General features: G+C 39.7%; 21 protein-coding genes. 4 read left to right on the top strand and 17 right to left on the bottom strand.

Annotation, left to right across the window (positions count from 1 at the left end):
- Positions 1 to 199 precede the first annotated feature (199 nt).
- The 3 genes from FQ204_RS02300 to FQ204_RS02290 all read right to left on the bottom strand — a co-directional run bounded on the left by FQ204_RS02300 (position 200) and on the right by FQ204_RS02290 (position 2,835).
- A complete protein-coding gene (locus FQ204_RS02300; RefSeq protein WP_144208100.1) occupies positions 200 to 1,393 on the bottom strand; it encodes a site-specific integrase in 1,194 nt (397 codons plus the stop codon).
- 78 nt (positions 1,394 to 1,471) lie between these two features.
- Positions 1,472 to 1,675 carry an excisionase gene (locus FQ204_RS02295; protein WP_002610247.1) on the bottom strand — a complete coding sequence of 68 codons (204 nt, stop codon included), beginning with the start codon at positions 1,673 to 1,675 and terminating at the stop codon, positions 1,472 to 1,474.
- Positions 1,675 to 2,835, bottom strand: coding sequence for a replication initiation factor domain-containing protein (locus FQ204_RS02290; protein WP_186286755.1), 1,161 nt, complete (start codon positions 2,833 to 2,835; stop codon positions 1,675 to 1,677). Before FQ204_RS02290 ends, FQ204_RS02295 begins: the two co-directional genes overlap by 1 nt.
- A gap of 395 nt (positions 2,836 to 3,230) precedes the next feature.
- Between FQ204_RS02290 and FQ204_RS02285 the strand changes: the two genes are divergently transcribed.
- The 3 genes from FQ204_RS02285 (at position 3,231) to FQ204_RS02275 (ending at position 4,886) form a co-directional block, all read left to right on the top strand.
- Positions 3,231 to 3,902, top strand: a complete 672-nt coding sequence (locus tag FQ204_RS02285) for a helix-turn-helix domain-containing protein (RefSeq protein ID WP_008393244.1) — start codon at positions 3,231 to 3,233, stop codon at positions 3,900 to 3,902.
- 133 nt (positions 3,903 to 4,035) lie between these two features.
- Complete coding sequence (locus tag FQ204_RS02280; RefSeq protein ID WP_243132358.1) at positions 4,036 to 4,191, top strand: hypothetical protein; 156 nt, start codon at positions 4,036 to 4,038, stop codon at positions 4,189 to 4,191.
- Positions 4,192 to 4,271: 80 nt separating this feature from the next.
- Positions 4,272 to 4,886, top strand: coding sequence for a helix-turn-helix domain-containing protein (locus tag FQ204_RS02275; protein ID WP_008393242.1), 615 nt, complete (start codon positions 4,272 to 4,274; stop codon positions 4,884 to 4,886).
- Between the two features lie 202 nt (positions 4,887 to 5,088).
- Here the strand turns inward: FQ204_RS02275 and FQ204_RS02270 are convergent, their stop codons facing one another.
- From FQ204_RS02270 to FQ204_RS02210, 13 genes are all read right to left on the bottom strand, one after another.
- Positions 5,089 to 5,880, bottom strand: coding sequence for a nucleotidyltransferase domain-containing protein (locus tag FQ204_RS02270; protein WP_144208093.1), 792 nt, complete (start codon positions 5,878 to 5,880; stop codon positions 5,089 to 5,091).
- 90 nt (positions 5,881 to 5,970) lie between these two features.
- Positions 5,971 to 8,376, bottom strand: coding sequence for a phenylalanine--tRNA ligase subunit beta (gene pheT / locus FQ204_RS02265; RefSeq protein ID WP_144208090.1), 2,406 nt, complete (start codon positions 8,374 to 8,376; stop codon positions 5,971 to 5,973).
- Positions 8,377 to 8,499: 123 nt separating this feature from the next.
- The gene (locus FQ204_RS02260) at positions 8,500 to 9,027 is read right to left on the bottom strand and encodes a GNAT family N-acetyltransferase (protein ID WP_144208087.1); all 528 of its coding nucleotides are present in this window, start codon (positions 9,025 to 9,027) and stop codon (positions 8,500 to 8,502) included.
- Positions 9,028 to 9,032: 5 nt separating this feature from the next.
- Positions 9,033 to 10,079 carry a phenylalanine--tRNA ligase subunit alpha gene (gene pheS / locus FQ204_RS02255; RefSeq protein ID WP_144208084.1) on the bottom strand — a complete coding sequence of 349 codons (1,047 nt, stop codon included), beginning with the start codon at positions 10,077 to 10,079 and terminating at the stop codon, positions 9,033 to 9,035.
- Positions 10,080 to 10,384: 305 nt separating this feature from the next.
- On the bottom strand, positions 10,385 to 12,250 hold the full coding sequence (locus FQ204_RS02250; RefSeq protein ID WP_144208081.1) for an ABC-F family ATP-binding cassette domain-containing protein: 1,866 nt from the start codon (positions 12,248 to 12,250) through the stop codon (positions 10,385 to 10,387).
- Complete coding sequence (locus FQ204_RS02245) at positions 12,247 to 13,446, bottom strand: CCA tRNA nucleotidyltransferase (protein ID WP_144208078.1); 1,200 nt, start codon at positions 13,444 to 13,446, stop codon at positions 12,247 to 12,249. The genes FQ204_RS02250 and FQ204_RS02245 overlap by 4 nt, the downstream gene beginning before the upstream one ends.
- A complete protein-coding gene (gene dapB, locus FQ204_RS02240; RefSeq protein WP_144208075.1) occupies positions 13,443 to 14,210 on the bottom strand; it encodes a 4-hydroxy-tetrahydrodipicolinate reductase in 768 nt (255 codons plus the stop codon). The genes FQ204_RS02245 and dapB overlap by 4 nt, the downstream gene beginning before the upstream one ends.
- A 10-nt stretch (positions 14,211 to 14,220) precedes the next feature.
- Positions 14,221 to 15,069, bottom strand: a complete 849-nt coding sequence (locus FQ204_RS02235) for a DegV family protein (protein WP_144208072.1) — start codon at positions 15,067 to 15,069, stop codon at positions 14,221 to 14,223.
- 3 nt (positions 15,070 to 15,072) lie between these two features.
- Positions 15,073 to 15,447, bottom strand: coding sequence for a DUF1149 family protein (locus FQ204_RS02230; RefSeq protein ID WP_144208069.1), 375 nt, complete (start codon positions 15,445 to 15,447; stop codon positions 15,073 to 15,075).
- 161 nt (positions 15,448 to 15,608) lie between these two features.
- Positions 15,609 to 17,558 (bottom strand): fructose-specific PTS transporter subunit EIIC, encoded by a 1,950-nt coding sequence (locus FQ204_RS02225; protein ID WP_144208066.1) that lies wholly within the window; start codon positions 17,556 to 17,558, stop codon positions 15,609 to 15,611.
- Positions 17,555 to 18,466: a 1-phosphofructokinase gene (gene pfkB / locus FQ204_RS02220; RefSeq protein WP_144208063.1), complete on the bottom strand. Its 912-nt coding sequence runs from the start codon at positions 18,464 to 18,466 to the stop codon at positions 17,555 to 17,557. Before pfkB ends, FQ204_RS02225 begins: the two co-directional genes overlap by 4 nt.
- On the bottom strand, positions 18,463 to 19,206 hold the full coding sequence (locus FQ204_RS02215; RefSeq protein ID WP_144208410.1) for a DeoR/GlpR family DNA-binding transcription regulator: 744 nt from the start codon (positions 19,204 to 19,206) through the stop codon (positions 18,463 to 18,465). Before FQ204_RS02215 ends, pfkB begins: the two co-directional genes overlap by 4 nt.
- Before the next feature lie 160 nt (positions 19,207 to 19,366).
- Entirely contained in the window at positions 19,367 to 21,910 is a 2,544-nt protein-coding gene (locus FQ204_RS02210; RefSeq protein WP_144208060.1) for a M1 family metallopeptidase, read from the bottom strand.
- 130 nt (positions 21,911 to 22,040) lie between these two features.
- Here FQ204_RS02210 and FQ204_RS02205 point away from each other — a divergent pair, with 130 nt between their 5' ends.
- The gene (locus FQ204_RS02205; RefSeq protein WP_144208057.1) at positions 22,041 to 23,009 is read left to right on the top strand and encodes an NAD(P)/FAD-dependent oxidoreductase; all 969 of its coding nucleotides are present in this window, start codon (positions 22,041 to 22,043) and stop codon (positions 23,007 to 23,009) included.
- A gap of 52 nt (positions 23,010 to 23,061) precedes the next feature.
- Here the strand turns inward: FQ204_RS02205 and FQ204_RS02200 are convergent, their stop codons facing one another.
- A complete protein-coding gene (locus tag FQ204_RS02200; protein ID WP_144208054.1) occupies positions 23,062 to 24,753 on the bottom strand; it encodes a phospho-sugar mutase in 1,692 nt (563 codons plus the stop codon).
- Positions 24,754 to 24,866 lie beyond the last annotated feature (113 nt).

Below are 24,866 nucleotides of genomic sequence, written 5' to 3'. Positions count from 1 at the left end.
TTGCAGAGAACTTTATGATAAAATTTCTTCTAAATCATATATGTCTTTTTGACTATCTTTTTATATCTTCTCAAATGTCCGCAAAGCCTTATTTTATAGGCTCTACGGGCATTTTGCTTTTGTGGTAAACCTCACATATCTAGGTCTATCTTCTTATATTTTCGCTATCAAGCGTGGTTAAAATCGTGGTAAATACTTCTTATGCGATTAGACGCTGAACCTCTGATTTTGCGGTATCTATGGACGCATGAGCATACCAGTTCATTGTGATACTGATGTTTGAATGTCCCATGATATACTGTAAATCTTTCGGGTTCATGTTCTTGCTTGCCAGTCTTGTGCAGAACGTATGGCGTAGCGTATGTGGTGTGATATGTGGCAAGGGGTTATCCTTGTGGTGTTTGTTATATTTCTTTACCATACGGACAAATAAGGCGTTGTAATCAATCGCAACTTTAGGATTGCCTTTCGGATTGACGAACAGAAAATCTTTGTATCCGTCTATCTCTATCAGTTTCCCTTTTGTGCGTTTCCTTATGACCCGTTGAAATGCCTGTATCGTTTCTCTGCTTAATGGCACTTGCCTTGTTCCACTCTTTGTCTTAGGCGTTTCAATATAATAGCCCTGTTCCTTGCTCTTTAATAACTGGTGGTCGATAACCACAACCTCATTCTTGAAATCAATATCGGCTACTGTCAGTCCGCACAGTTCCGAGATACGAAGTCCTGTCTTTAACAGTATCAGCACATCATCATAATACTTGTGATACACGTTATCCGTCTTGATGAATGACAGTAAGGCTTGTTCCTGTTCCTCTGTCAATACTACTTTCTCTTTGGTATCATTTTCTATGATTTCACTTAACTTGAAATTAAAAGGGTTTTTCCTTACACAATCGTCTTGTATGGCGATATAGAATGACGCTTTTAACGAGCGTTTATGGTTGTTAATAGTGTTATAGGAAAAGCCTTTGTCTTTCATGCGTAACGCCCATTCTTTAGCGTCAGAGGGTTTTATCGTATCAATGCTCCTAGCACCTAACTTGTCCTCTTTCAATAACCGCATGAGTTGTTCCCGTTGTTTCTGTGTGCTTTTCTTCACATTTGCCCTCTGTGCGTTCTGTTTGGCGTAGAGTTGGCAAAGCGTCATTTTCTTGCCTGTGCTGTCGATACCGTCCTCAATATCCCGTCTTATCTGCTGTTCCAGTTCACGAAGTGAGGGTTTTTCCCGTTTTCCCTTTGGTGTCGGGTCTGTGGGTGTCAATCTCCAAGCATACACATATTTTGTGTTTCCAAATGCGTCTACATATTTATATAAGTATTTTCCGTCTGTTCGTTGGCTCTCTCCAGTATGCAGGATACGTTCTTTACTATCCCGTCTTTTTTCTTTCATGGTGTCTGCTCCTTTCCTTGTTGGAAAGAGCCTTGATATGACTTGTATTCATCATAACACATACAAGGCTCATTTGCATTAGATTGCGTCCAATTTATCAATGACCTTTTCAAACTGTCGGCGTTTAATCTGTATGCGGTTGCCATTCATAATGAGCCAGCCAGCGTCCTTGTTTTCCTCTGCCAAGCGTCTTAACTTGTTTTCTCCGATACGGAAATACTTTGACGCTTCTTCAATGGTAAGGGTGTATTTTTCCCATACGGGAATATCGTTGTTATTCATCAGATACCCCCTTTCCCATGTTTCGTGTCATACTGGATATAGGGGATAAGGTCGGTGCGGTCTATCCTCTGTAAGTGGGCGGTTAATTTACTGGAAAGGGAACTGCTGTATCTTGCCCTGTCAAGCATAGTTCCCACTTTTTCCAGTCCACCTAATGCATCATGTTCTTCTAAGAAATAAAAACTTTTGACAGCAGAAATCACGCCCCCCTCTGTGAGCCATTGCTGTGTTTCCTCAAGGGAATTATGTAGTTTCGGTACTTGCAGTTTCAAGACTTCCACAGCCCCTAAAAATCGTTCCCAAAACCGACACGTTTTCCATCTGCTTTTATTACTTTCGTTTCTGTTTGGTACGACAAAGCGTAGGTTGTTTGCCAGCAGTCCGAAAGCCAGTTCCCCAAGTTCCAGCGGTCTGTCTTTGAATGTCATGGCAAAAACATGAGCCTTATCATCACGCAGTTGCATTTCTGTCCGTTTCCAACTGCCAACTTCATCAAGTGTCTTATTATGTTTTGAACAGACTTCCTTATCCTTATCATAAAAGCGGTAGGACAATCCCGATTTTCCAGCACCGATATAAACGGTCTTTGCAGTGTCGAAATCATCAAACTTGCTTTCGTCAAAGTGGTAGCCCTCACTATTCGAGATAAATTCCTCTTTTTCACATTTCTTCTTTATCTGCTCTATGGTAAAGAATGGCTTTTCGTTCCTATCATCAATGGCAATATCAAGTCTTGTGAAATGGAAGTTATCCAGTCCGTATCTTCGCTCACAGCGTCGGAACATATCCCCAAAGGTATAATTCCTACTGTCGAGAATACGGAAAATATCATCACAACCTCTGCCAGTCATAACAAGATAACAGCCTAGCCCTTGTGGATTGTCCTCTGTCTTTCTTGCGTCCCCCGATACATAAATATCTCCAATCTGCCAGCGTGCCTGATAGGTCTTGAATTTAACGCTTGCCGGATAGACATTGAAAATGTCAGTCGGTAAACCTAAAATGTGCATGATTATATCTTCAGCGGTTGCCGTTTCAAATACAATGCTGATGTAATCAATCTTAACGGATAAATTTTTGTGTGTAGTTATAGTGCATTGCTCCTTTCGTATGCCCCGTTTTTTGCGGGTAAAAATCGTGTTTTTTCCTTTATTTATCACAGTTTCTAGGTACTATGACATGTATACGCAGGGCGGTGTTACATATACGCCCTTTATGAACGCCTAAAGGCGTTCCCTTTCTTCCTGTGTCTGATCCGTTCTTAACGCTCACGAGCCTTGTAAGACTCGTGGCTAAACGGAACAGCCCCAGTCAGAAACCTTATTTTCGGTCTGATAGTCCATGCTTATTCATGCTATCAAAATGAAAATACATCTTTTCTATGCTTACTCAAGCGTGTGATTGACCCTAGCGTGCTTAATCACCCTATCTAATACGATAATAACGCCATTAGAATTACTTGTCAAGAAGTTTTGATTGACTTTTTAATAAATATTAAGTATGATATGCTTATAAACACCGAGAAAAGCAACGAAAGGAGCGGTTATACTAAGTTATGGAACATTACGAAAAGAAAATCAGTTTCTTAGGAGAGAATATACAGACCATAAGAAAACACAGAGGAATGAAACAACAGGAACTTGCGGATAAAATCGGTATCAATATGCAGAGCCTTTCCAAGATTGAACGGGGTGTGAATTATCCTACCTTTGACACATTAGAAAAGATAATGGACGTGCTGGGAGTAACGCCCAATGAATTATTATCAGGAGAATGGAAGTATATTGACCACACCGAACCATATATCATGGATATTATCAAACGGGAACAGGACTTCAATGTTTCCTTAGATTATCTGTCTGAAAATGAATTTTTCAATGATGAAAAAGAATGCAGATTTTACATGGAAACCAAACTCATACAGTATATCCATAACTACATTACCAATGAGGTTACGGAGTTAGAAGAACTTATGGAAATCAAGCAGTTGATACAACGTCAAAAAATAGAACGCATGATGAAAGTACATAAGGAAATGCGAGGGTTAGACCGATACAGAGAACAGCCCAAAGAGTATAAATACCATGACCCTTATGATGACTGGATATTCCGTCAACTTGCGGACATAGACAGCAGAAATAACATTCCCGACACTTCGCCACAGTTAGATTTTGATGAAACGGACTATGAAGATTATCTGAAAGAGAAATGGAACAGAGGTCTTTAATTTTCCTCTTGAATGAAAGATACAGCAAACAAAAAGCCCAGTAAAGAGTGCAAAGCACCACCAATGGTGGCAAGGCTCTTGACAGGGCTTTTTCTTTTCTGTGGTTGGTAATCAAGAGGAAGAAAGAAAAAGTGTGTATTTTTCAAGACAGAAAAATGTCAAGGGGGGTGTGCTGATTTTTGTTGTGGCGGATATATGGAACTGTTATAATATGGATATGTTTAAATTACGTTATAAGCAAGAATATTCTGCTGATTTGTCAAAAAACATCATTGCAACTGCCAGTTGACATATTTCCATATCTAAATGGTGGCTATGCAACTGATAATATTGCTAAAATTACACCATGAAAGAAAGGAGTGTTAGCTAATGAATATGGCAGACAGAATACAATATTTAAGGAAATCAAAAGGAATATCACAAGAGGAACTTGCGGATAAAGTTGGAGTTTCAAGGCAGGCTGTTTCCAAATGGGAAAGTGAACAAAGTACGCCTGACTTAGAAAAAATAATTATAATGAGTGATTTTTTTGGAGTAACAACTGACTATATCCTAAAGGGAATTGAACCAGTAGCAGACAAAGAACAAAAAAATAAAGAGCTTACGAGTAAGGTACTTTATATATCATCAACAGCTTTTGTTGCTATTGGGCTGTTTTGTGCATTTGGTAATTGGTATGCAGAACAAACAATGGAAGCAGTTTGGGGTTCAATGATTATTCAAGCTATAGGGATTGTTGGATATTTTATAGCGAGAATACTATCGGAAGAAAAATCCCCCTTTTATGTAAATTGGCTTAATATAATCGGAGTTGCTTTTATGCCTATTTCTATGATTACAGGATATATTTCAGGATTGGTTTTCAAACTAGAAGGGTGGATTGCACCTTATCCGATAGGAATATTTCATACTTTAGTTTTCGTGTTAGTATTCTTTGTAGTTGTGATTGCAAGCTATATTATTCTAAAGAAACAAACAAAATAGTGATTACCTTTATTTTGCAAAAGCAGTTAGTCTTAGGATTGACTGCTTATTAATAAAAGACACCACTTCAATGTGTCAATGGTGTCTTTTTAGTGCTATTTTATCGTCATATCAAGGCTCGTTCAATCGTGGTATATTCGTGGTAAAATGAGTGTTTTTCTATACTTCGAAATGCTTGAAAGTGTAATATTTATAGGGATAATCAAAAATCAGATATAAAGTTTCTTAATAAATTTGCAATCATTTCTCTTAATTGTTTTTCAAGAATTTCGGGGCTAGCAGTAATGCTCATTAGTAAAGTATTTAAAGATTGCTCAAATTGATTAGGAAGAAGGCTCGCATGCGCTGCTGCATACGAAATCATTCTCTTCTCGCCAGGGTGGGTCAATTCATTAACTGCGAAAATGATGTCAAAATAGGATTCTAAAAAGGCTGCTACACGGTGATTGACATTGACAAAGTCTTTTCGTTTTGCTGCTTTTAAAATCTGCGTATCGTAGGACGGCAAATGTCCGGTTAACAAACTAAAATTTCGTGAAATAATGTTGTCTTTTAATTTCGGAGGAAATGGAACGTCAAATCGTTTTTTCAATTTTCCAAACTCTCCATTAGCATCGTAAAGAATCTTGCAGGTTTTTAAATTGTGCCAAAAGCAGGTGGTGTAGCCATTTCCTGCTTGGTGCTTTTCGACAACATTTTCAATATCTTGCGCAAAATCACGAATGTCCCTATAAAGAATATCAATATCAATGCCATTATTTAAGGTACAATCGTCTTCCAATTCCCAAAATTGATTGCCTATTTCCATATAAGAACAATATTGGGTCAAAATCAACTTCCGACTGTCTTCATCTGGAATGCTCGTGCAGTAAATACATAAATCATAGTCCGAAGTCTCATCATAAGTTTCTCCGCTGCGAGATCCGCCCAAAGCAATCGCTGCCACTTCTGGCAAATTGGAAAATGATTTCCAAAGTTGTGTAAAAACTGTCATTTTCTCCTCCGATATAAAACTTTTCCTTATTATACATTATATTACTACAAGAAAAAACTCCTAAACTTCAATTTAGGAGCTTTTCATGTCTTACCGCACTTCTGCACCAATCGTTTCTTCAAGAGATTTTTGGATTTTTTCCATATAGCGAGCTACTTCCTCATCTTCCAGAGTATCCTCTGGATTTTGGAAAGTTAAGGTATAAGCCATTGATTTCATACCGAGTCCGAGTTTTTCACCTGAGAAAACGTCGAATAATTTGATATCTGTCAAGCGTTTCACACCAGCAGCTTCAATAGTTGAAACTACTTCTTTGTGACTGATTTCTGCTTTAAGAAGCAGTGCTATATCACGTGTCACAGCTGGGAATTTGGTAATTTCTACAAATGGTTGTGCTGGCTGAATAGCTTGCTCAATCGCTGTTAAGCTGACTTCTGCTACATAAGTTTCTGGAATATTATAGGCTTTAGCAACTACTGGATGAGCTTGACCGACAAAGCCAATGACTTGTCCGTCTAGTGAAATAGTTGCTGTACGACCTGGATGCATGCTAGTGAATGCTTGCGTTGCTGTGTACTCTACTTTTAGACCTAGACGGTCAAAAAGTGCTTCCAGAATTCCTTTTGCATAAAAGAAATCAACTGGTACAGCAGGAGTTTGAAAATCCTTTTCAGCAACCAAACCTGTCAAAGCAAAGGCAAAGCTGTTGATTTCAGTTGGCAATTCTTCCTGTGGATTACCCGTTTGCTCGAAGACTTTTCCGATTTCATACAGAGCCAAGTCCTTATTTTTACGTGCTACATTATAGGCAACGGTATCCAAAATGCCAGCTACCATATTTTGACGAAGAACACTGCGATCTACTGTCATTGGCCACATCAACTCTGTCAAGTTACTTGGGTTGGTGCTAAATTGCACAGCTTTTTCAGGAGTGGTCAAAGCATAGGTGATAACTTCTGTCAGACCAGCACCTTCTGCTACTGTGCGAACCTTGCGGCGGAGTTTTTGGGTTTCTGTCAATTCACCGGCTGTTCCATCATCTTTAGGCAAGGTTGCCGGTAATTTATCATAACCATAGATACGCGCAATTTCCTCATAAAGGTCTGCTTCAATGTGAATGTCCCAACGACGGCGTGGTACGCTGACTGTGAATTTCTCTGCATTGCCAGTAAGACCAAAACCAAGACGGCGGAAAACATCTTCAATATCTGTATAAGTTAATTTCGTTCCAAGTACACGATTGACATCTGCCAATGTTGAAGCAACTTCAACATCTGATGTGTCCACTTGACCTGCTGAGACGATACCGGCTTGTATCGTTGCACCTGCAAGGTCTGCAATCATGCTAGCCGCAGCATCTAGAGCTTCTGTTACTGTCGCTAGGTTAATTCCTTTTTCAAAGCGGGAAGATGATTCTGAACGAAGATTGAGACGCCCGCTCGTCTTACGAATAGAAGTTCCGTCAAAAACTGCTGCTTCAAGCACTATACGCCTTGATTGAGGAGAAATTTCCGTTGCAGCTCCACCCATGACACCAGCAAGAGCGACTGGCTTATCTGCTACCGCAATCACAAGATCGCTCGTTTCTAATTCGCGCTCTTCGTCATCAAGAGTTACTAATTTTTCACCCGCACGCGCTTCGCGCACCACAATTTGATTGCCCTCAAAAGTATCTAAATCAAAGGCGTGCATTGGTTGACCAAAGTAAAGCAAAATATAATTTGTCACATCTACTACATTGTTGATGGGACGAATCCCTTCATTCATCAGCAGATTTTGCAGCCATTGCGGACTTGGAGCAATGGTGACATTTTCCAAAATACGTGCTGCATAAAAAGGAGCCTTGTCCGTTTCAATCGCAACAGAGAGTTGCTCTGCAGCCTGCCCTTGTGCCTCTAGCAACGAGAAATCTTTAAAATGAACTGACTTGTCGTAGATAGCTGCTACCTCATACGCTACTCCACGCATTGAAAGCGCATCTGCACGGTTCGGCGTGATAGAAAGCTCAATAATTTCATCATCCAAGTCAAGATAAGGAAAAACGGAATCCCCTGGTACAGCTTCTTCTGGCAAAATTTGAATGCCGTCAGAAAATTCTTTTGGAACAACCGAGTCCGAAATGCCTAATTCTCCAAGGGAACAAATCATTCCAAGGGATTCTAAACCACGGATTTTTCCTTTTTTAATCTTATAATTATCTGCAATACGAGCTCCTGGAAGAGCTACCATAACCTTGATTCCTGCTCGTACATTTGGAGCACCGCAAACAATTTGTCGAAGCGCCTCTTCTCCAACATTCACTTGACACACATGTAAGTGCGTCTCAGGAACCTCTTCACAGCTAACCACTTCACCAACTACAATTTTTGACAATCCCTCAGCAGGAGAGCTGACCCCTTCTACTTCAATCCCTGTCGTTGACATTTTTTCAGCTAATTCTTCACTCAGAACAGTTACGTCAACTAGTTCTTTTAACCATTTATAACTTACTAGCATAATTCATCTATATGAGTTCATAGAAATCTTTGAGAATTTTTGCTTCGTCTCAAAAATTTTGCCTCATACTATTTCCTTTCTTTTTGAGATTGGGACAGACGCCCAAGCCAAGTGCTTTTCCGCTTATTTTAATTTTTTCCGAATGAGCCAGTCAATATCAACTGTTTCACCAGTCGCATATTCATGCTCACTAAAACGTTCAAAGCCATATTTAAAGTAAAAGTTTTGCGCTTTGAAATTCTTTTCCCAAACACCTAACCAAACCCAGAAAAAGCCACGTTTAACAGCTTCTTGCATAGCAAAATCAAACATTTCCTTGCCAAAGCCTTGTCCTTGATGAGATTTCAAAACATAAATCCGGTGAACCTCAAAAGCATTCACCATTAGATATTCTGATTCTACTGGCTCAGTCTGTGCTTGCCCCCAGTTAAATTTGAGAAAACCAACTATCTTTTCTTTCTCATCTAGTGCAAAATAGGTCTCCGACTCTGCTTGCGCCAAATCCTTCTGAATTTGCTCAAGTGAGAGCTCATGAGTAAAATAATCTTGCATATCTTCCGCTTTGATATAAGGGCCGAAAGTTTCTTGATAGGTTTGCACTTCCAGTTCTCGTAGAACTTCAGCCTGTTCTTCTTTTACTTTTATTAACATAGCATTTATTTAAATTGTTCTGAAAAACGAACATCACCTTGATAGAAGCCACGAATGTCATTGATACCGTAGCGCAGCATAGCCACCCGTTCTTGACCCAGTCCAAAAGCAAAACCAGAATAAACATTAGCATCAATGCCGCTCATTTCAAGGACACGAGGGTGCACCATTCCAGCTCCCATAATTTCAATCCAGCCAGTCTTTTTGCAGACATTGCATCCTTGCCCACCACATTTAAAGCAAGAAACATCCACCTCAACAGACGGCTCTGTAAATGGGAAATAGGACGGACGCAGACGAATGCTGCGGTCTTCTCCAAACATCTTTTGCACAATGAGCTGCAATGTTCCTTGAAGGTCTGCCATAGAAATATTTTTGCCGACAACCAAACCTTCAATTTGATGAAATTGATGAGAATGCGTCGCATCGTCCGTATCCCGTCGGAACACACGCCCTGGCGAGATCATTTTCAGAGGCCCTTTCGAAAAATCATGAGCGTCCATAGCACGAGCTTGTACTGGACTGGTGTGAGTGCGCAGCAAAATTTCTTCTGTAATATAGAAAGTATCCTGCATGTCACGCGCTGGGTGATCTTTTGGCAAATTCATCCGCTCAAAGTTGTAATAGTCTGTTTCAACTTCAAAACCATCTACGACTTGATAGCCCATGCCGATAAAAATATCTTCAATTTCTTCACTTGTTTGGCTAAGAACATGACGATTCCCAGCAGGAATTTTCCGACCAGGAAGGGTGACATCTACTGACTCCCTCGTTAACTGATTAGCAACTTTTTGCTCTTCTAGTAGCTTTGCAGATTCTTCAAAAGCAGCGGTCAAAATATCCCGCGCTTCATTAACATGCTTCCCGATAATCGGACGCATATCAGCAGAGACGTCTTTCATGCCTTTTAAAATCTCTGTTAAAGAGCCTTTTTTCCCAAGAACAGAAACTCGTAGATTTTGCATTTCTTTTTCATTTTCAGTTGAGATTTTTTTCAACGACGCCAGTGTTTCTTCTCTAAGCTTATTTAATTGTTCTTCAATGGTTGACATAATTCCTCCAAATATAAAAACCGCATGCCAAACTCCATAAGCGGAGCGTTGACACGCGGTACCATCCGTTTTTATCTGGCTTCCCAGACCTTAATTCTCAATCCTTTTGCAAGTGAATTCACCTAGTTTTCATCTAAAGAGCTCTCAGTCTCTGGCTCTTCTCCCTGTCAAACTTCCCCTAAGCTACTAGTCTTGCGGATTCTTATTTAATTAGTTGATATTATACCAAATTTTATAGGACTTGTAAATAGACCTTGTTTAAAAATGTAATTGTACTCGATACACACAGCATGCGTTAGTCAATTCTATACTAACTCGCTCAAGTATTCGTAGCGCTCATATTTCTTCAAGAGTAAATCGTTTTTACCATCCAACTCTTTTTGGAGTTCAGCGAGTCGGCCGAAGTCCGAAGCATATTCCTGCATTTCCTGCTCAATAGCTGCAATTTTCTCCTCAAGCTTCTCTATATCTCCCTCAATAGACTCCCACTCCTGTTTTTCAAAGTAGCTTAAGCGCTTCTTTTCCTCTCGCACTTTAGCTACTTTTTCCTTTTCCGGCTTTTGGGAAATAGCAGAGCTCTCTAGCTCAAACGCTTTTTCATCCAAATAATCAGTATAATTACCGAAGTATTCTCTGATCGTTCCCTCTTCAAAGGCTAAAACCTTATCTGCTACTTTATCAAGGAAATACCGATCGTGACTAACAGTCATAACTGGTCCAGCAAAACCCTGCAAAAAATTCTCTAGCACCGTTAATGTCGCAATATCTAAGTCATTAGTCGGCTCATCCAACAGCAAAACATTCGGCTTTTCCAACAATAATTTCAGAAGGTAGAGCCGTTTTTTCTCTCCTCCGGACAATTTTTCAATCAAAGTTCCATGAGTGGAGCGAGGAAAGAGAAATTGTTCCAAGAGTTCAGCAATAGATGTCGTCCCCGCAGATGTCTTAACTTCTTCTGCGACTTCCTGCAAGAAATTGATAACGCGTTTGGATTCGTCCAACCCTTCAATTTGCTGTGAGAAATAAGCCACACGAACTGTCTCACCAATAATCAGTTGACCAGATTGAGGTGCTAATTTCCCAGCAATTAGATTGAGCAAAGTGGATTTTCCAACACCGTTATCCCCCACAATCCCAATCCGATCTTTATTTTGAACCAGCAAGTTAAAATGAGAAAGGAGCTTTTTGTTACCATAAGCAAAATCCACATCTTTAAATTCAATCACTTTTTTACCAATCCGACTGGTCTCGAAATTCATTTCTAAGTCTGTCTGAGTCGCTTGATCAGATAAATCCTTTTTCAAATCCTGAAAACGATTGATACGTGCTTGCTGCTTGGTTGCTCTGGCCTGTGGCTGGCGGCGCATCCAAGACAATTCCTGCTTATAAAGTTGCTGCTTTTTATGGAGAAGGGCAGCATCTTGCTCGTCTTGTTCCGCCTTCAAACGAACGTAATCTTGATAATTTCCTTGATATTCAAGCAAATCTCCGCTGTCCAATTCAAAAATCCGTGTCGAAACATGATCTAGAAAATAGCGGTCATGGGTAATGAAAAGAACCGTTTTTTTGGAATTCTTCAAAAAATTCGTCAGCCATTCGATACTATCAATATCCAAATGGTTGGTTGGCTCATCAAGGAGCAATAAGTCATCATCTCCTAACAAGACTTGCGCTAATTGCACGCGGCGTCGCAAACCACCCGACAGGTCGCCGACCTTAGCAGATAAATCGTTCAAACCCAACTTCGACAAAACAGTCTTAACTTGACTTTCAATTTCCCATGCTTGAAGAGCATCCATTTCAGCCATAACTTTCTCTAGACGAGATTGACTGCTTTCATCATAGTTAGACAGCAATAGCTCATACTCACGAATGAGCTGCATTTCTCGCAGATTGCTAGATAAAACCGTATCTAGTACCGTCTTGTCGTCATCAAAGCGTGGTTCTTGAGTTAAGTAACCAATCTTATAGCCCGAATGTGCAGAAAAGGGATTGACATCCCCATCAAATCCTGATTTTCCAGACAGGACATTCAAAAGAGTCGTTTTTCCAGTTCCATTAACCCCAATCAAGCCAATCCGATCCAAACCATGAAGAATAAAGGAAATGTTTTTAAAAACAGTCTTATCTCCCACCGTTTTAGTCAACTTTTCAACAATAAAGTCACTCATCTTCTCTCCTCTACAAAAGCTAAAATAGCTTCAAGACGGTTGTCCAAGACACCATTCACAATAGCCGTCTCAATCTCAGTCAAGAGCTGTCCTAAAGCAGGTCCCGGCTTAAAGCCAAATTCTTTGATTAACAGACCACCATTGACAACAATTTCATGTTTATCATGAATCGTTAGTGAATCATAAGTAGAATGAATGTTTTCAAAATCAACCGCTAGTCCCTGTGCTTGACGAATTTCTTCTGCTTGTATCATTAGGTCCAGTTCAAAACGATAGCATTCTTCTTTATCCAGAAAATGCTTTTGGCGAATATTATAAATCGTGACAATTTGCTCTACGCGCTTTTGAAATTCATTTGAAGTTTTCCAATGCTTGAGGAATTTTTTAACATTTTTTACTTGAAGAGCCATTAAGAGAGCAGCCCAGGCTTGCTCTGAACTCGTAAATTGAAAATCTGTTTTAACATCAAACATCGTTTCCAATTGTAATTGACTGCTGCGCATGTCAGGCAAATAGTCTGTTGCACCACTGGCAAGCAAACTTTTCAATCCTTTACGCCAATAAGACGCTGTCAATAATTTGTCAAATTCAATGAAAGTCCGCTCTACAGAAATTTTTTCTAATAGTGGCGCACACATTTTCATAGCCTGAAATGTGTCTGTATCTAATGAAAAGCCTAAGGATGCCTGAAAACGAAAACCTCGCATAATGCGCAAGGCGTCTTCGTTGAAGCGTTCCGAAGGTATTCCTACAGCACGTAAGATCTGCTGTTTCAGATCATCCAACCCTTCAAATAAATCAATCACATTCCCCGCTTCATCCAAAGCCAAAGCATTGATTGTAAAATCACGCCGTTTTAAATCTTCTTCGAGAGAACGAACAAACGTGACATGGCTAGGTCTGCGATAATCTACATAGATATCCTCTGTCCGAAAAGTCGTCACTTCGTACTCATGATCATCTTCTAACACCAAAACTGTCCCATGCTCAATCCCAACATCAATCGTTCGCTCAAAAATACGCTTGGTTTCTTCTGGATAACTGGAACTTGCAATATCCACATCATGAATCGGTCGATTCAATAAAGCATCGCGGACTGAACCGCCGACAAAATACGCCTCAAAACCGGCATCCTTAATCTTCTTTAATACTGGTAAAGCCTCCTGAAATTCAGAAGGCAGATTTTCTAATCTCATAATAAATATTCCAATCCGTAGACAAGTTCTTTTTTCTTGACCACTTCCTTAATACCTAAATTCACCCCCGTCATGAAAGACTTACGATCGTACGAATCATGACGCAGCGTCAACCCTTCACCTTGACCGCCAAAGATGACTTCTTGATGCGCCACCAAGCCTGGTAAACGAACCGAGTGAATGCGCATACCGTCCATTTCTGCGCCGCGCGCTCCTGCCAATATTTCTTTTTCATCCATTGCACCCTGATGCTTCTTTGGGCGAACTTTGCTGATCAATTCAGCTGTTTTAATCGCAGTGCCGCTCGGCGCATCCTTTTTCTGATCATGATGTAGTTCAATGATTTCCACATCTGGAAAATATTTAGCTGCTTGTGCTGCAAATTGCATCAAGAGAACCGCTCCCACAGCAAAATTAGGAGCAATCAAGCCTCCTAGCTCTTTTTGCCGAGAAAACTCAACTAACTCTTTAATTTCATCCGATGTAAATCCAGTCGTTCCGACCACAGGTGCAAAGCCATGCTCTAATGCAAAACGAGTATTTTCATACGCCACTTTAGGAGTTGTAAAATCAACCCATACATCCGCTTCTACGCCACTCAAATCTTCTTTCTGATTAAAAACGGGAACACCAGCTACTTCTTTTTCTGGAGTGAGCGGGTCAAGCAATCCAACGAGCTCTAATGCAGGATCTTCTGTCACCATTTTATAAGCAGCTTGTCCCATTTTTCCTTTGAAACCAGCAATAATGACCTTTATACTCATGGAATTCTCCTTAAACAATCGGAATATAAGCTAAGGCAATACTTCCAGCACCCAAGTGAGTCCCAATCACACTGCCAAATGTCGCAATCGGAATCTCTCCGGAAACACCATCTTCTAACAATAATTGATGTAAATGTTCTGCTTTTTCCAGTGCATTTCCATGAATAATCATCACTTGGTAATTTCCTTGTGCAGTCTGCTCTTTGACAATCTCAATCAGACGTTTCGTAGCTTTTTTCTCGGTACGAATCTTTTCATAAACCTCAATGACTCCCTCATCATTAAAGTAAAGAATTGGTTTGATACTGAGCAAGTTTCCTAGAATTGCAGCACCATTCGACAAACGACCGCCTTTCACCAAATGATTTAAGTCATCTACCATGATAAAAGCGCCAATTCCCTTGATTTGAACGTCAAGATTGCTTAAAATTTGCTCAAACGCTAACCCTTGTTCAGCCCAGTTCAAAATATGCTCCACCATCATTCCAAGTGGCGCACTTGTGATTTTTGAATCTGGAAAAACAATTTCTAAGCTTGGAAATTCATCTTTCAAATATTGGATATTTTGATAAAAACCAGAAATGCCACTTGATAAAAACAGACCAATGACATGTGTATAACCTTGCTCTTCTACTAAAGAAAGGACATTTACTAAGCTGGCAATACTCGGTTGGCTAGTCTTTGGTAATTCACTAGAAGCTGCCATTTTTTGATAAAATTCACTAGCAGAAAGATTCTTTCCTTCAATATACTCAACCCCATCAATACTAACGGGAATATCTAAGACAAATAAATGCTCATTTTCGATGACTCTGCTGTCCAAATATGCTGACGAATCAGTGATTACGGCTAATTTCATGCATTAAAACTCCAAATTGATACCTGGTAAATCCAAGGCGATTTCTGTTACTTCATAGGTCAAACGATTTAAGACGGACAAACTTGGACGAGCTAATTGTTCTACTTCGTCCTGCTCAAATTCACTTGGCTCATTGACAATTCGTCCCATAATATGATTGACTTGTGAGATGGTTCCACTAATGACAAAAGCATCAAAGACAATCATAAAACTCACAATTACAACGATAGAAGTCACTTGTCCCTCTTGATCTTGATTTAACAATTGAAAATTGACATCCACTTTCGTTTCTGGCGTTCCGTTTTCTTTTTCCCATTCTAGATTACGTGCGTCATAATGATATTGACTAACAAATTCTTTTTCACGTTGTAATTCCATTTCGTTTCTCCTCAAAATATGCGTTATTAAAATTATAACATATTTTCCAGCGCCTGACTATTTTAATCAGTATGAAAATCATCTCCTTTCAATCTTTCTTTTAGATTAAAAAAAGGAGCTAGAGAATTTTTCTCCAACTCCTAGAACGATGAAACTCATCATTATTTATTCAATGGTTTGCGAAGCGCTCCGAATAACACACCACTTACAATTGCGCCAATCAAGATGAAGATGATATAGAGAAGGGCATTTGAAGTAAGTGCAATAACGAAGATACCTCCGTGTGGTGCCATGAGTTTAATACCAGCCATGCCGACAAGTGCACCTGCTAAAGCTGAACCAACCATAAAGCTTGGAATGGCACGGGCAGGGTCAGCAGCACCAAATGGAATGGCACCTTCCGTGATGAATGAGAGACCCATAACAATGTTTGTCAAACCTGAATTGCGTTCTTCTTCGGTGAATTTATCTTTGAATAGAAGGGTTGCAACAAAGACTGCAAGAGGTGGAACCATACCACCAGCCATAACTGCTGCCATTACAACTGAACCACCTGTTGAAACAGTTGCTGCAAGAGTTCCTGTACCAAAGATATAGGCTGCTTTGTTGAAAGGACCACCCATATCGATAGCCATCATACCACCTACAACGAGTCCAAGGAGGACAGCTGAACTACCAGATAAGCCTTCTAGGAAACTATTCAAGCCAGTATTGATAGCTGCCATTGGAATATTCACCAACAGCATCAAGAAACCAGTTAGCAAGGTTCCCAACAGCGGGTAAAGTAGAATGGACTTGATACCTTCAAGTGATTTTGGAAGACCACTCAAGGCTTTTTTAAGGAAGTTTACAACGTAACCTGCAAGGAAACCACCCACTAGGGCTCCAAGGAAACCAGAAGGTACACCAGCAAGAGCAAGAGTAGCTTTCCCACCTTCTGCAAATGGAATTTTACCAAAAGCAAGACCTGCTGAAGCCATACTACCTGCTACAAAACCTGGTGCTAAACCTGGCTTTTCAGCAATAGAATAAGCGATATAACCAGCAAGTACAGGAAGCATAAAGCCAAAGGCCAAGCCACCAATATTCTTAAACATAGCTGCAAGTTCATGATAACTACCAAGATTTGCTAATTGATCTTTTGGTACTCCCATTGCTTGGTCAATCAAGAATGCTACTGCAATCATGATCCCACCACCGATAACGAATGGAAGCATTTGACTAACACCGCTCATCAAATGTTTATAGAAACCGCCTGCTGCATTCGTTGAAGAGGAGGTAGCTTCTTTATTGGCTGCATGATACACCTCTGCTTTTCCTGACAATGCTAAGTTAATCAATTCCTCTGTTTTACGAATGCCGTCAGCAACCGGACGGTTAATCAATGGCTTGCCGTCAAATCGATCCATTTCCACAGCTTTATCAGCCGCAATAATAACCGCTTTTGCTTTTTGAATATCTTCTGCGGTCAGTTTGTTTCCGATACCACTAGCACCGTTGGTTTCGACCTTGATACCAACGCCCATTTCAGCAGCTACCTTTTGGAGTGCTTCTTGTGCCATATAAGTATGTGCAATACCTGTTGTACATGCTGTTACCGCAACAAGGAAATCACCGCCTTCAGTTGCTGGTGCTACCGTTGCGGGCTCTGCTGCTTTTTCAGACGCTTGGTCAAATAATGCAATCACTTCATCTGGCGAAGTTACTTGACGAAGTTTGTCTGCAAATCCATCTTTCATCAGATATTGTGACAATTCTGCAAGTGCAGCCAAGTGAGTATCGTTCGCTCCTTCCGGTGCAGCAATCATGAAGAACAAATCTGTTGGTTGCCCGTCTAAACTTTCATAATCCACACCCTTGTTTGATTTTGCAAACAGAACAGTTGCTTCTTTGACTGCCGCATTTTTACTGTGTGGCATGGCAATCCCGTCACCCAAGCCTGTTGACGTTAAAGCTTCACGAGCCAAGATTCCTTCTTTGAATGTTTCAAAATCTGTCACATAACCGTGGTCAACTAAACTGCGAATCATTTCATCAATAACAGCTGTTTTTTCAGTTGCTTGTAAATCAAGCAACATCACATCTTTTCTCAGTAAATCCTGAATTTTCATATTTTTTCTACCTCTACTTTTTCATACGTTTCGTTAATAAAAGCGGCTGTTGCCAAGTCATCAGAGAAAGTCGTTGCCGTTCCGCAAGCTACTCCCCATTTGAAGGCTTCAACAGCATTTCCTGAACGAACAAATTCGCCAGTAAAGCCTGCAACCATTGAATCACCAGCTCCGACAGAATTTTTTACGATTCCCTTGATTGGTTTTGCAAAATAAGCTCCGTCCTTTGTTACCAAAAGTGCACCGTCGCCTGCCATAGAAATAATGACATGTTGCGCACCTTTAGCTAGAATTTCACGAGCATATTTTTCAATCTCATCTAAATTTTCTAGTTTTACTCCAAAAATATCACCCAACTCATGATTATTTGGTTTTACCAATAATGGCTGAAACTCTAGTGAATCAATAAGTGTTTGTCCCTCGAAATCACAAACGACTTGTGCTCCAGTTTGTCTCGTCAGGCTAATCAGCTCTTTGTAGACAACATTGCCTAAATTTTTATTGCTTGACCCTGCAAAGACAACTGTATCTTTCTCTGAAAGCCCTGAAAGAATATCTTTTAAGGCTACCAATTGCTCTGGTGAGACAGTCGGACCCGTTCCATTGATTTCTGTCTCAGCGTCTGCTTTAATCTTAACGTTGATACGCGTATCCTCTGACACTTGGACAAATTTGGTCGCAATCGCTTCATTTTCCAAAGTATCAGTAATAAATTTTCCTGTAAAACCACCGATAAAGCCAGTCGCTGTATTGTCAATTCCCAAACGTTTGAGTACACGACTGACATTGATGCCTTTGCCACCAGCAAATTTATCATCGCTCTCCATACGATTCACGCTTCCAACATTGACCTTATCCAAACGGACAATATAGTCAATAGAAGGATTAAGCGTAACAGTATAAATCATACTTCAATAACCTCCGTTTTTTCTTTTATCTTCTCCAATTGCTCATTGGCACAAGCACTAGTAATAATGCTTGCACGTTTGATAGGTGCGACTTTCACGAAAGAGGTCTGACCAATTTTTGAGGCGTCAGCTAAGATATAAGTCTGCTTGGCATTTTCAAGAATCGCTCGCTTGACTGCTCCTTCTTCCATATCAGGCGTTGTATAGAAATTTTCATCAATTCCATTCATACCAATAAAAGCTTTATTGAAATTCAACTGACCGATTTGGTTCAAGGCAACACCACCGATACTAGCATCTGTTGAGCTTTTGACAACTCCTCCGATAATAACCGTTGGAATGTTTTTCTCAACTAATTTTGTAGCATGGTGAATGGAGTTGGTCACAACCGTCATATGTTTGCTTGAAAGCTCATTGACTAACAATTCATTTGTCGTTCCAGCATCAATAAAAATGACATCCTGTTCTTGTATCAATTCCGCTGCTTTTTGCGCAATTCGTAATTTATCTTGAACGTTTTTGATAGATTTTTCTTGATTGCTTTCTTCCTCTTGAAGAAAATGAATGCTTTCTGCCCCACCGTGAATTCGGCGCAGTTTTCTTTCATCTTCCAATTCATCTAAATCTCTACGAACTGTTGACTCAGATGTATTTAATAAACGAACCAAGATATCTAGAGAGACAACTTGATGACGATTGACTTCCTCTAAAATCACCTGTTTGCGTTCTGATTTTAAGATAGACCTCACTCCTTCCTGCAATCGTTTACAGATTTATTATACACCAATTTATTTCAAAGTCAAGCATTTTCTTTCAAAAACTATCACTTTTTTTAATAAAACAGCAAAATGCAATAAGAAAAGGCTGACATTATCATTCAACCTTTTCTCTTTTATACTGTCATACTGCTGCTTTGATTGCTGCTTCAACAGCTGCTTTTTCTTTGTCAATCAAGTCAATACGAGCAGAAATCTCTTTGATTCCCATGCTAATGTTACGGCTAATTGCCAAATCAGATAATTGTGGCTCAAAGAAGGCTTTGTATTCTGCCAAACGTTCACGCGTCTTGAAAGTACTTGCTGGACAAATGACAAATTTATCAAAACTCATATCTCCACCAAGAGCTGCCTTAATCCAATCCCAATTGTCACGCGCCCAAGTCCAGACAGTTCCTTGTGTGAAATCGTGTTGCAAGAAAGTAAAGTACCAGCTCATTGCTAAATCTTGCGGTTTTACAACATCCTTATTTTTCCATTCTTCTAAAAGATGAGTGAGTGTTGTTTCGTCCTTGGTATAAGAAAGAGCCGAAGCCAATTGATATCGGAAGTTGCCGTCAACCGTTGCAATGTAAGTTGCTAAATATTGATCGGTCAATTCTTTTGTCTCATGGTGTTTGATTTGGTTAATCAAAATTTGCAAGCGAGTGGCTGCTGGAAGTTTTTCCATGTTTTCTTGGTAGGTTTCAAAGATTTGACTCGCTTTTTGGCTCGCTTGTTCATCATCAGATGCAATCATATTTGCCACAACGATTTGACGAACCAATTCATCTTCATCTGTTTCACCGTCTTGCGCCTCAAAGCCAAGTCGGTCAAAATTAGCTTGATTCAGCTTAACGAGTAATTTCTTAAAGGCAGCTTCTGTTTCTGTCCCTTCGTCCACAAAAGTCTTCAAACCATTTAGCACAGCCTTCACAGCAGATACTACAAGATAAGATTTTTCATTGGTTAATTTTTCGATAACTGGAATCAAGTCTGCAAATGAAACGGAACTTGCTTCCGCCAACAGACGACGTTCTTGCACCACCTGCAACTTGCTTGTATTGTCTAAGTCCGTAATAGTCGCCAAAATATTATCTAGAAGCTCACCTTGGTAATCGGTAATGTAATGCGCCGTATTTTCTGTATTAAATCGAAGGGCTCCTTCATTTTGGGCTGCAAGAGCTGCATAATTTGGAATTTCAAGCGTCTCTGTTTCTAGCGTATCTGGAATACCAGTCCAATTGCTATTCAACGGTACAACCCATAGACGACCTTTTTCTTCTTTTTCTCCAATAAAGAATTGTTTTTGAGAAATTTTGAGAGTGTCATTTTCCACAACCGCTGTCAAAACAGGATAACCTGGTTGTTCTAACCACGAATCCATAAAGGCTGCTACATCACGTCCTGAAGCTGCACCGAGAGCATTCCATAAGTCACGACCAATCGTATTACTGTATTGGTGTTTTGCAAAATAAGCATTCAAACCTTTTGCAAAGGCTTCATCTCCTAACCAACGACGAAGCATGTGCATGAGACGGCTTCCTTTGGCATAAACAATCGCTGGATCAAACAAAGTATTGATTTCATCTGGGTGTTTAACTTCCACATGAACAGATTGAACACCGTCAGTTGCATCTCGTTTTAGAGCCAGTGGAACGCCACCTGTCTGGAAATCCTCAAAGATGTTCCATGTTGGTTCAATGGCATTCACACAGACATATTCCATCATATTGGCAAAACTTTCATTGAGCCAAAGGTCATCCCACCATTTCATTGTAACCAGGTTACCAAACCATTGGTGAGCCAATTCGTGAGCAATCACAAGAGCTACTTGCTGACGGCTTGTAACGGTTGAATTTTCATCTACTAAAAGACAAACTTCACGGTAAGTAACCAAGCCCCAATTTTCCATAGCTCCTGCAGAAAAGTCTGGCAAAGCTACATGCAGAGATTGAGGAATCGGATATTTTATTCCGTAGTATTCTTCATAAAAATCAATAGAGCGAACTGCAATATCTAAGGCAAACTCCAAATTTGAAGCAGGGTGAGCTTTGGTAGAGTACACGCCGACCAAAGTACCATTCTTCGTTTTTGCTGTAACGCCCTGCAAATCACCAGCCGCGAACGCCAAAAGATAAGACGACATGCGAGGAGTTGTTGCAAACTTCCAGATGCCAGTTGCTTTTCGATTTTCTACATCAACTTCTGGCATGTTTGAAAGTGCAATTTCTCCTGCTTCTTGGTCAAATTTCAAAGAAAGATCAAACGTAGCTTTTGCTTCTGGCTCATCCACACTTGGAAATGCTTCACGCGCAAAATGACTTTCAAATTGAGTAGAAAGAACTTCTTTTTTGACACCATTGACAGTATAGTAAGATGGATAAATCCCCGTCATATTATCTGTAATTTTACCTGTATAAGTAAGCGTTACTTCAACAGCTCCCGCTTGACCAAGTTCAACGTAAACTGCTTCATTTTCATTATCCACAGAAAAAGGACGCGCTTCGCCAGCTACTTCAACAGATTGGATTGTCAAATCCTTTTGATGAAGAGAGATTTTTTCTCCTTTCGCTTCCCCGCTAATGCTGACCTTACCTGTAAATGTTTTTTGCTCCCGATTCAAATCTAAAAAGATCGTATAATGTTCTGGAACAAATGTTTCAATAAAATGTGCAACTGCTTGCATGTATTTCTCCTTAATAAATAATATAATCTGTAACTATTGTATCATAATTCATGTATCCTAACACAATTTCTCTATCGTTTTCCTCATTTTGTGATAGAATAGAAATACGTTATCATTTTAAGGAGAAATCATGTCTGAAATTTTTGATATTACAATTATTGGTGGAGGGCCTGTGGGGCTTTTTGCTGCTTTTTATGCTCACATGCGTCAAGCAAAAGTGAATTTGATTGATTCACTGCCTCAGCTCGGTGGACAGCCAGCCATTCTCTATCCCGAAAAGAAAATTCTGGATGTTCCTGGTTTTACCAATCTAACAGGTGAAGAATTGATTGAGCGTTTGATTGATCAAGTAAAAACATTTGAAACAAGCATACATCTCAATGAGACCGTATTAGATATTGAAAAAAACGATGAATTGTTCACTTTAACAACCAGTAAAGGAAAACACATCTCAAGAGCCATTTTGATTGCCATGGGAGGCGGAGCCTTTAAACCACGTCCGCTTGAGCTAGAAAATGTAGACCAATTTGAAAACATTCACTATCATGTTTCTAATCTCAACCAATACGCTGGACAAAATATTGTTGTTCTAGGAGGCGGTGATTCTGCTGTTGATTGGGCATTGGCTTTTGATAAGATTGCACCAACCAGTATCATTCACCGCAGGGACAACTTCCGATCTTTGGAGCATAGCGTCAATGAATTAAAAGCTTCAAATGTGACGATTAAAACACCATTTGTACCAAGCAAGCTTATCGGAGAGGGAAACAAACTGACTCATCTTGAAATCACTAAAGTGAAAAGCGAGGAGACGGGGCTCTTACCACTTGATCAACTCTTTGTCAATTATGGCTTCAAGTCATCTGTCGGAAACTTAAAAAAATGGGGGCTGGAGCTCAATCGCCACAAGATTATTGTCAATAGTAAACAAGAAACTTCTGTCGCAGGTATCTATGCTGCGGGAGATTGCTGTAGCTACGATGGAAAGATTGATTTGATTGCCACAGGACTAGGCGAAGCACCTACGGCTATCAACAACGCCATAAATTATATCTATCCTGACCAAAAAATACAGCCAAAGCATTCGACTAGTCTTTAAAAAGCAAAAAACTTGAAGTTCTCTTTTGAGAACTTCAAGTTTTTATATACGCTTATTTCACACTGTCCATTTTTTCTCGGCAAGCTTTTTCGATGAGGTCAAGTTTTTCAACACTTTCCTTTTCATCTTTACCAATTGTATAGATGTACAATTTGATTTTAGGTTCTGTACCTGACGGTCTAAGTGCATACCACGAACCATCGTTAAAGTAATATTTCAAGCAATTTTGTTTTGGAAAATCAAGATAACCATCTTTAAAGTCAATCACTTTTTCCAGCTTCATTGCTCCGACTGTTGTCAAAGGATGCTCTCTAAAATCTTCCATCATGCGACCGATTCTCTCTTGACCTTCTACACCTTCTAACTCCAGCGAAACTTGTCTTTCATTATAGAAGCCAAACTCTGCATAAATATCATTTAAAACACCTAACAAAGTCTTACCTTGCTTCTTAAAGTAAGCAGCCATTTCCACAATCATCATAGAAGCACTGACAGCATCCTTGTCTCTGACAAAAGTTCCATAGCAGAAACCAATGCTTTCTTCGTAACCGAACACATAAGTCTTTTCTTTAGTGCGATCATATTCGTTGGCTTTTCCACAAATATTTTTGAATCCAGTTAAGGTTTCAACTGTTTCAATACCATATTTCTTCGCAATGGCTCTAGATAAATCACCTGTAACGATAGATTTCACCATGACAGGATTTTCAGGCAAGTTATTGAGAGCATGTCGTTGTGAGAAAATGTAATAAGAAAGCAAAGCACCAATCTTATTTCCATTTAAAAAGACATAATCACCATTTGCGTCTCTTACTTCCAAAGCAACACGGTCACAATCTGGATCATTAGCAATCAAAATATCACAATCATTTTCTTTTCCAAGCTTTTCAGAGTAAGCAAATGCTTTTGGAAATTCTGGATTTGGATAACCAACCGTTGTAAAATCTGGATCAGGGAATTCTTGTTCTTTTACGACAAAGATATTTTCAAATCCTCTTCTTTTCAGAATTTCTCTGACAGGAATATTTCCCGTACCATTCAAAGGAGTGTAGCCAACTTTGATAGATTTATCAACATCTTCATTGATTGTTAAATCAAGAACTTCCTTGTAGTAATCTTCTTCGACAGATGCATCAATGTAATTTGCAAGACCGCTTTCCAAAGCTTCTTCAAAAGGAATGGACTTAATGTCTTCAAAGTTCACAATTTCATCCATATGACCTGCAATTTGTCCTGCAATGTCATCTAAAATTTGTGAACCTTCTTCCCAATACGCTTTATAGCCATTGTATTCTTGTGGATTATGGCTAGCTGTCACCATGACCCCTGCTTTACAGTGCAATTTTCTAATTGCATATGAGCACATTGGCGTAGGATGAATCCCATTGTAAATATAAGTTTTGATGCCGTGAGCAGCCATGATAGAGCAGGTTAATTCAGCAAATTCTTTTGATTTATATCTGACATCATAGCTGATTGCAACGCCTCTTTTAATCGCTTCTTCACCATGGTCTTTCAAGGTTTCAGCCAATGCTTGGGCTGCTTTTCCCACCATGTATTTATTCATGCGGTTGGTACCAGCACCCAATTTCCCACGAAGACCAGCGGTCCCAAACTCAAGACCTTTGTAAAATCGATCTTCAATTTCAGCTTCATCGTCCTTAATAGACAGCAAATCAGCTTTTGTTTCTTCATCGAAGAAATTATTGTTTAGCCATTGTTCATAAACTTCTTTATAGTTCATATAACAACTCCTTTTATTATATTTTTTCTCAATAATTCCATTCTATACCACCTTTTCATTTTTAGCAATCCTTTTTCAAATTTTTGTCTAAAACGCTTGCAGTTTTTATTTTA

It is taken from the genome of Streptococcus constellatus (genome assembly GCF_902167705.1).
In the GTDB taxonomy this organism is placed as follows: Bacteria; Bacillota; Bacilli; order Lactobacillales; family Streptococcaceae; genus Streptococcus; species Streptococcus constellatus_A.
Note: the sequence above shows the minus strand (reverse complement) of the source record. Positions and strands in the feature narration are given on the sequence as shown.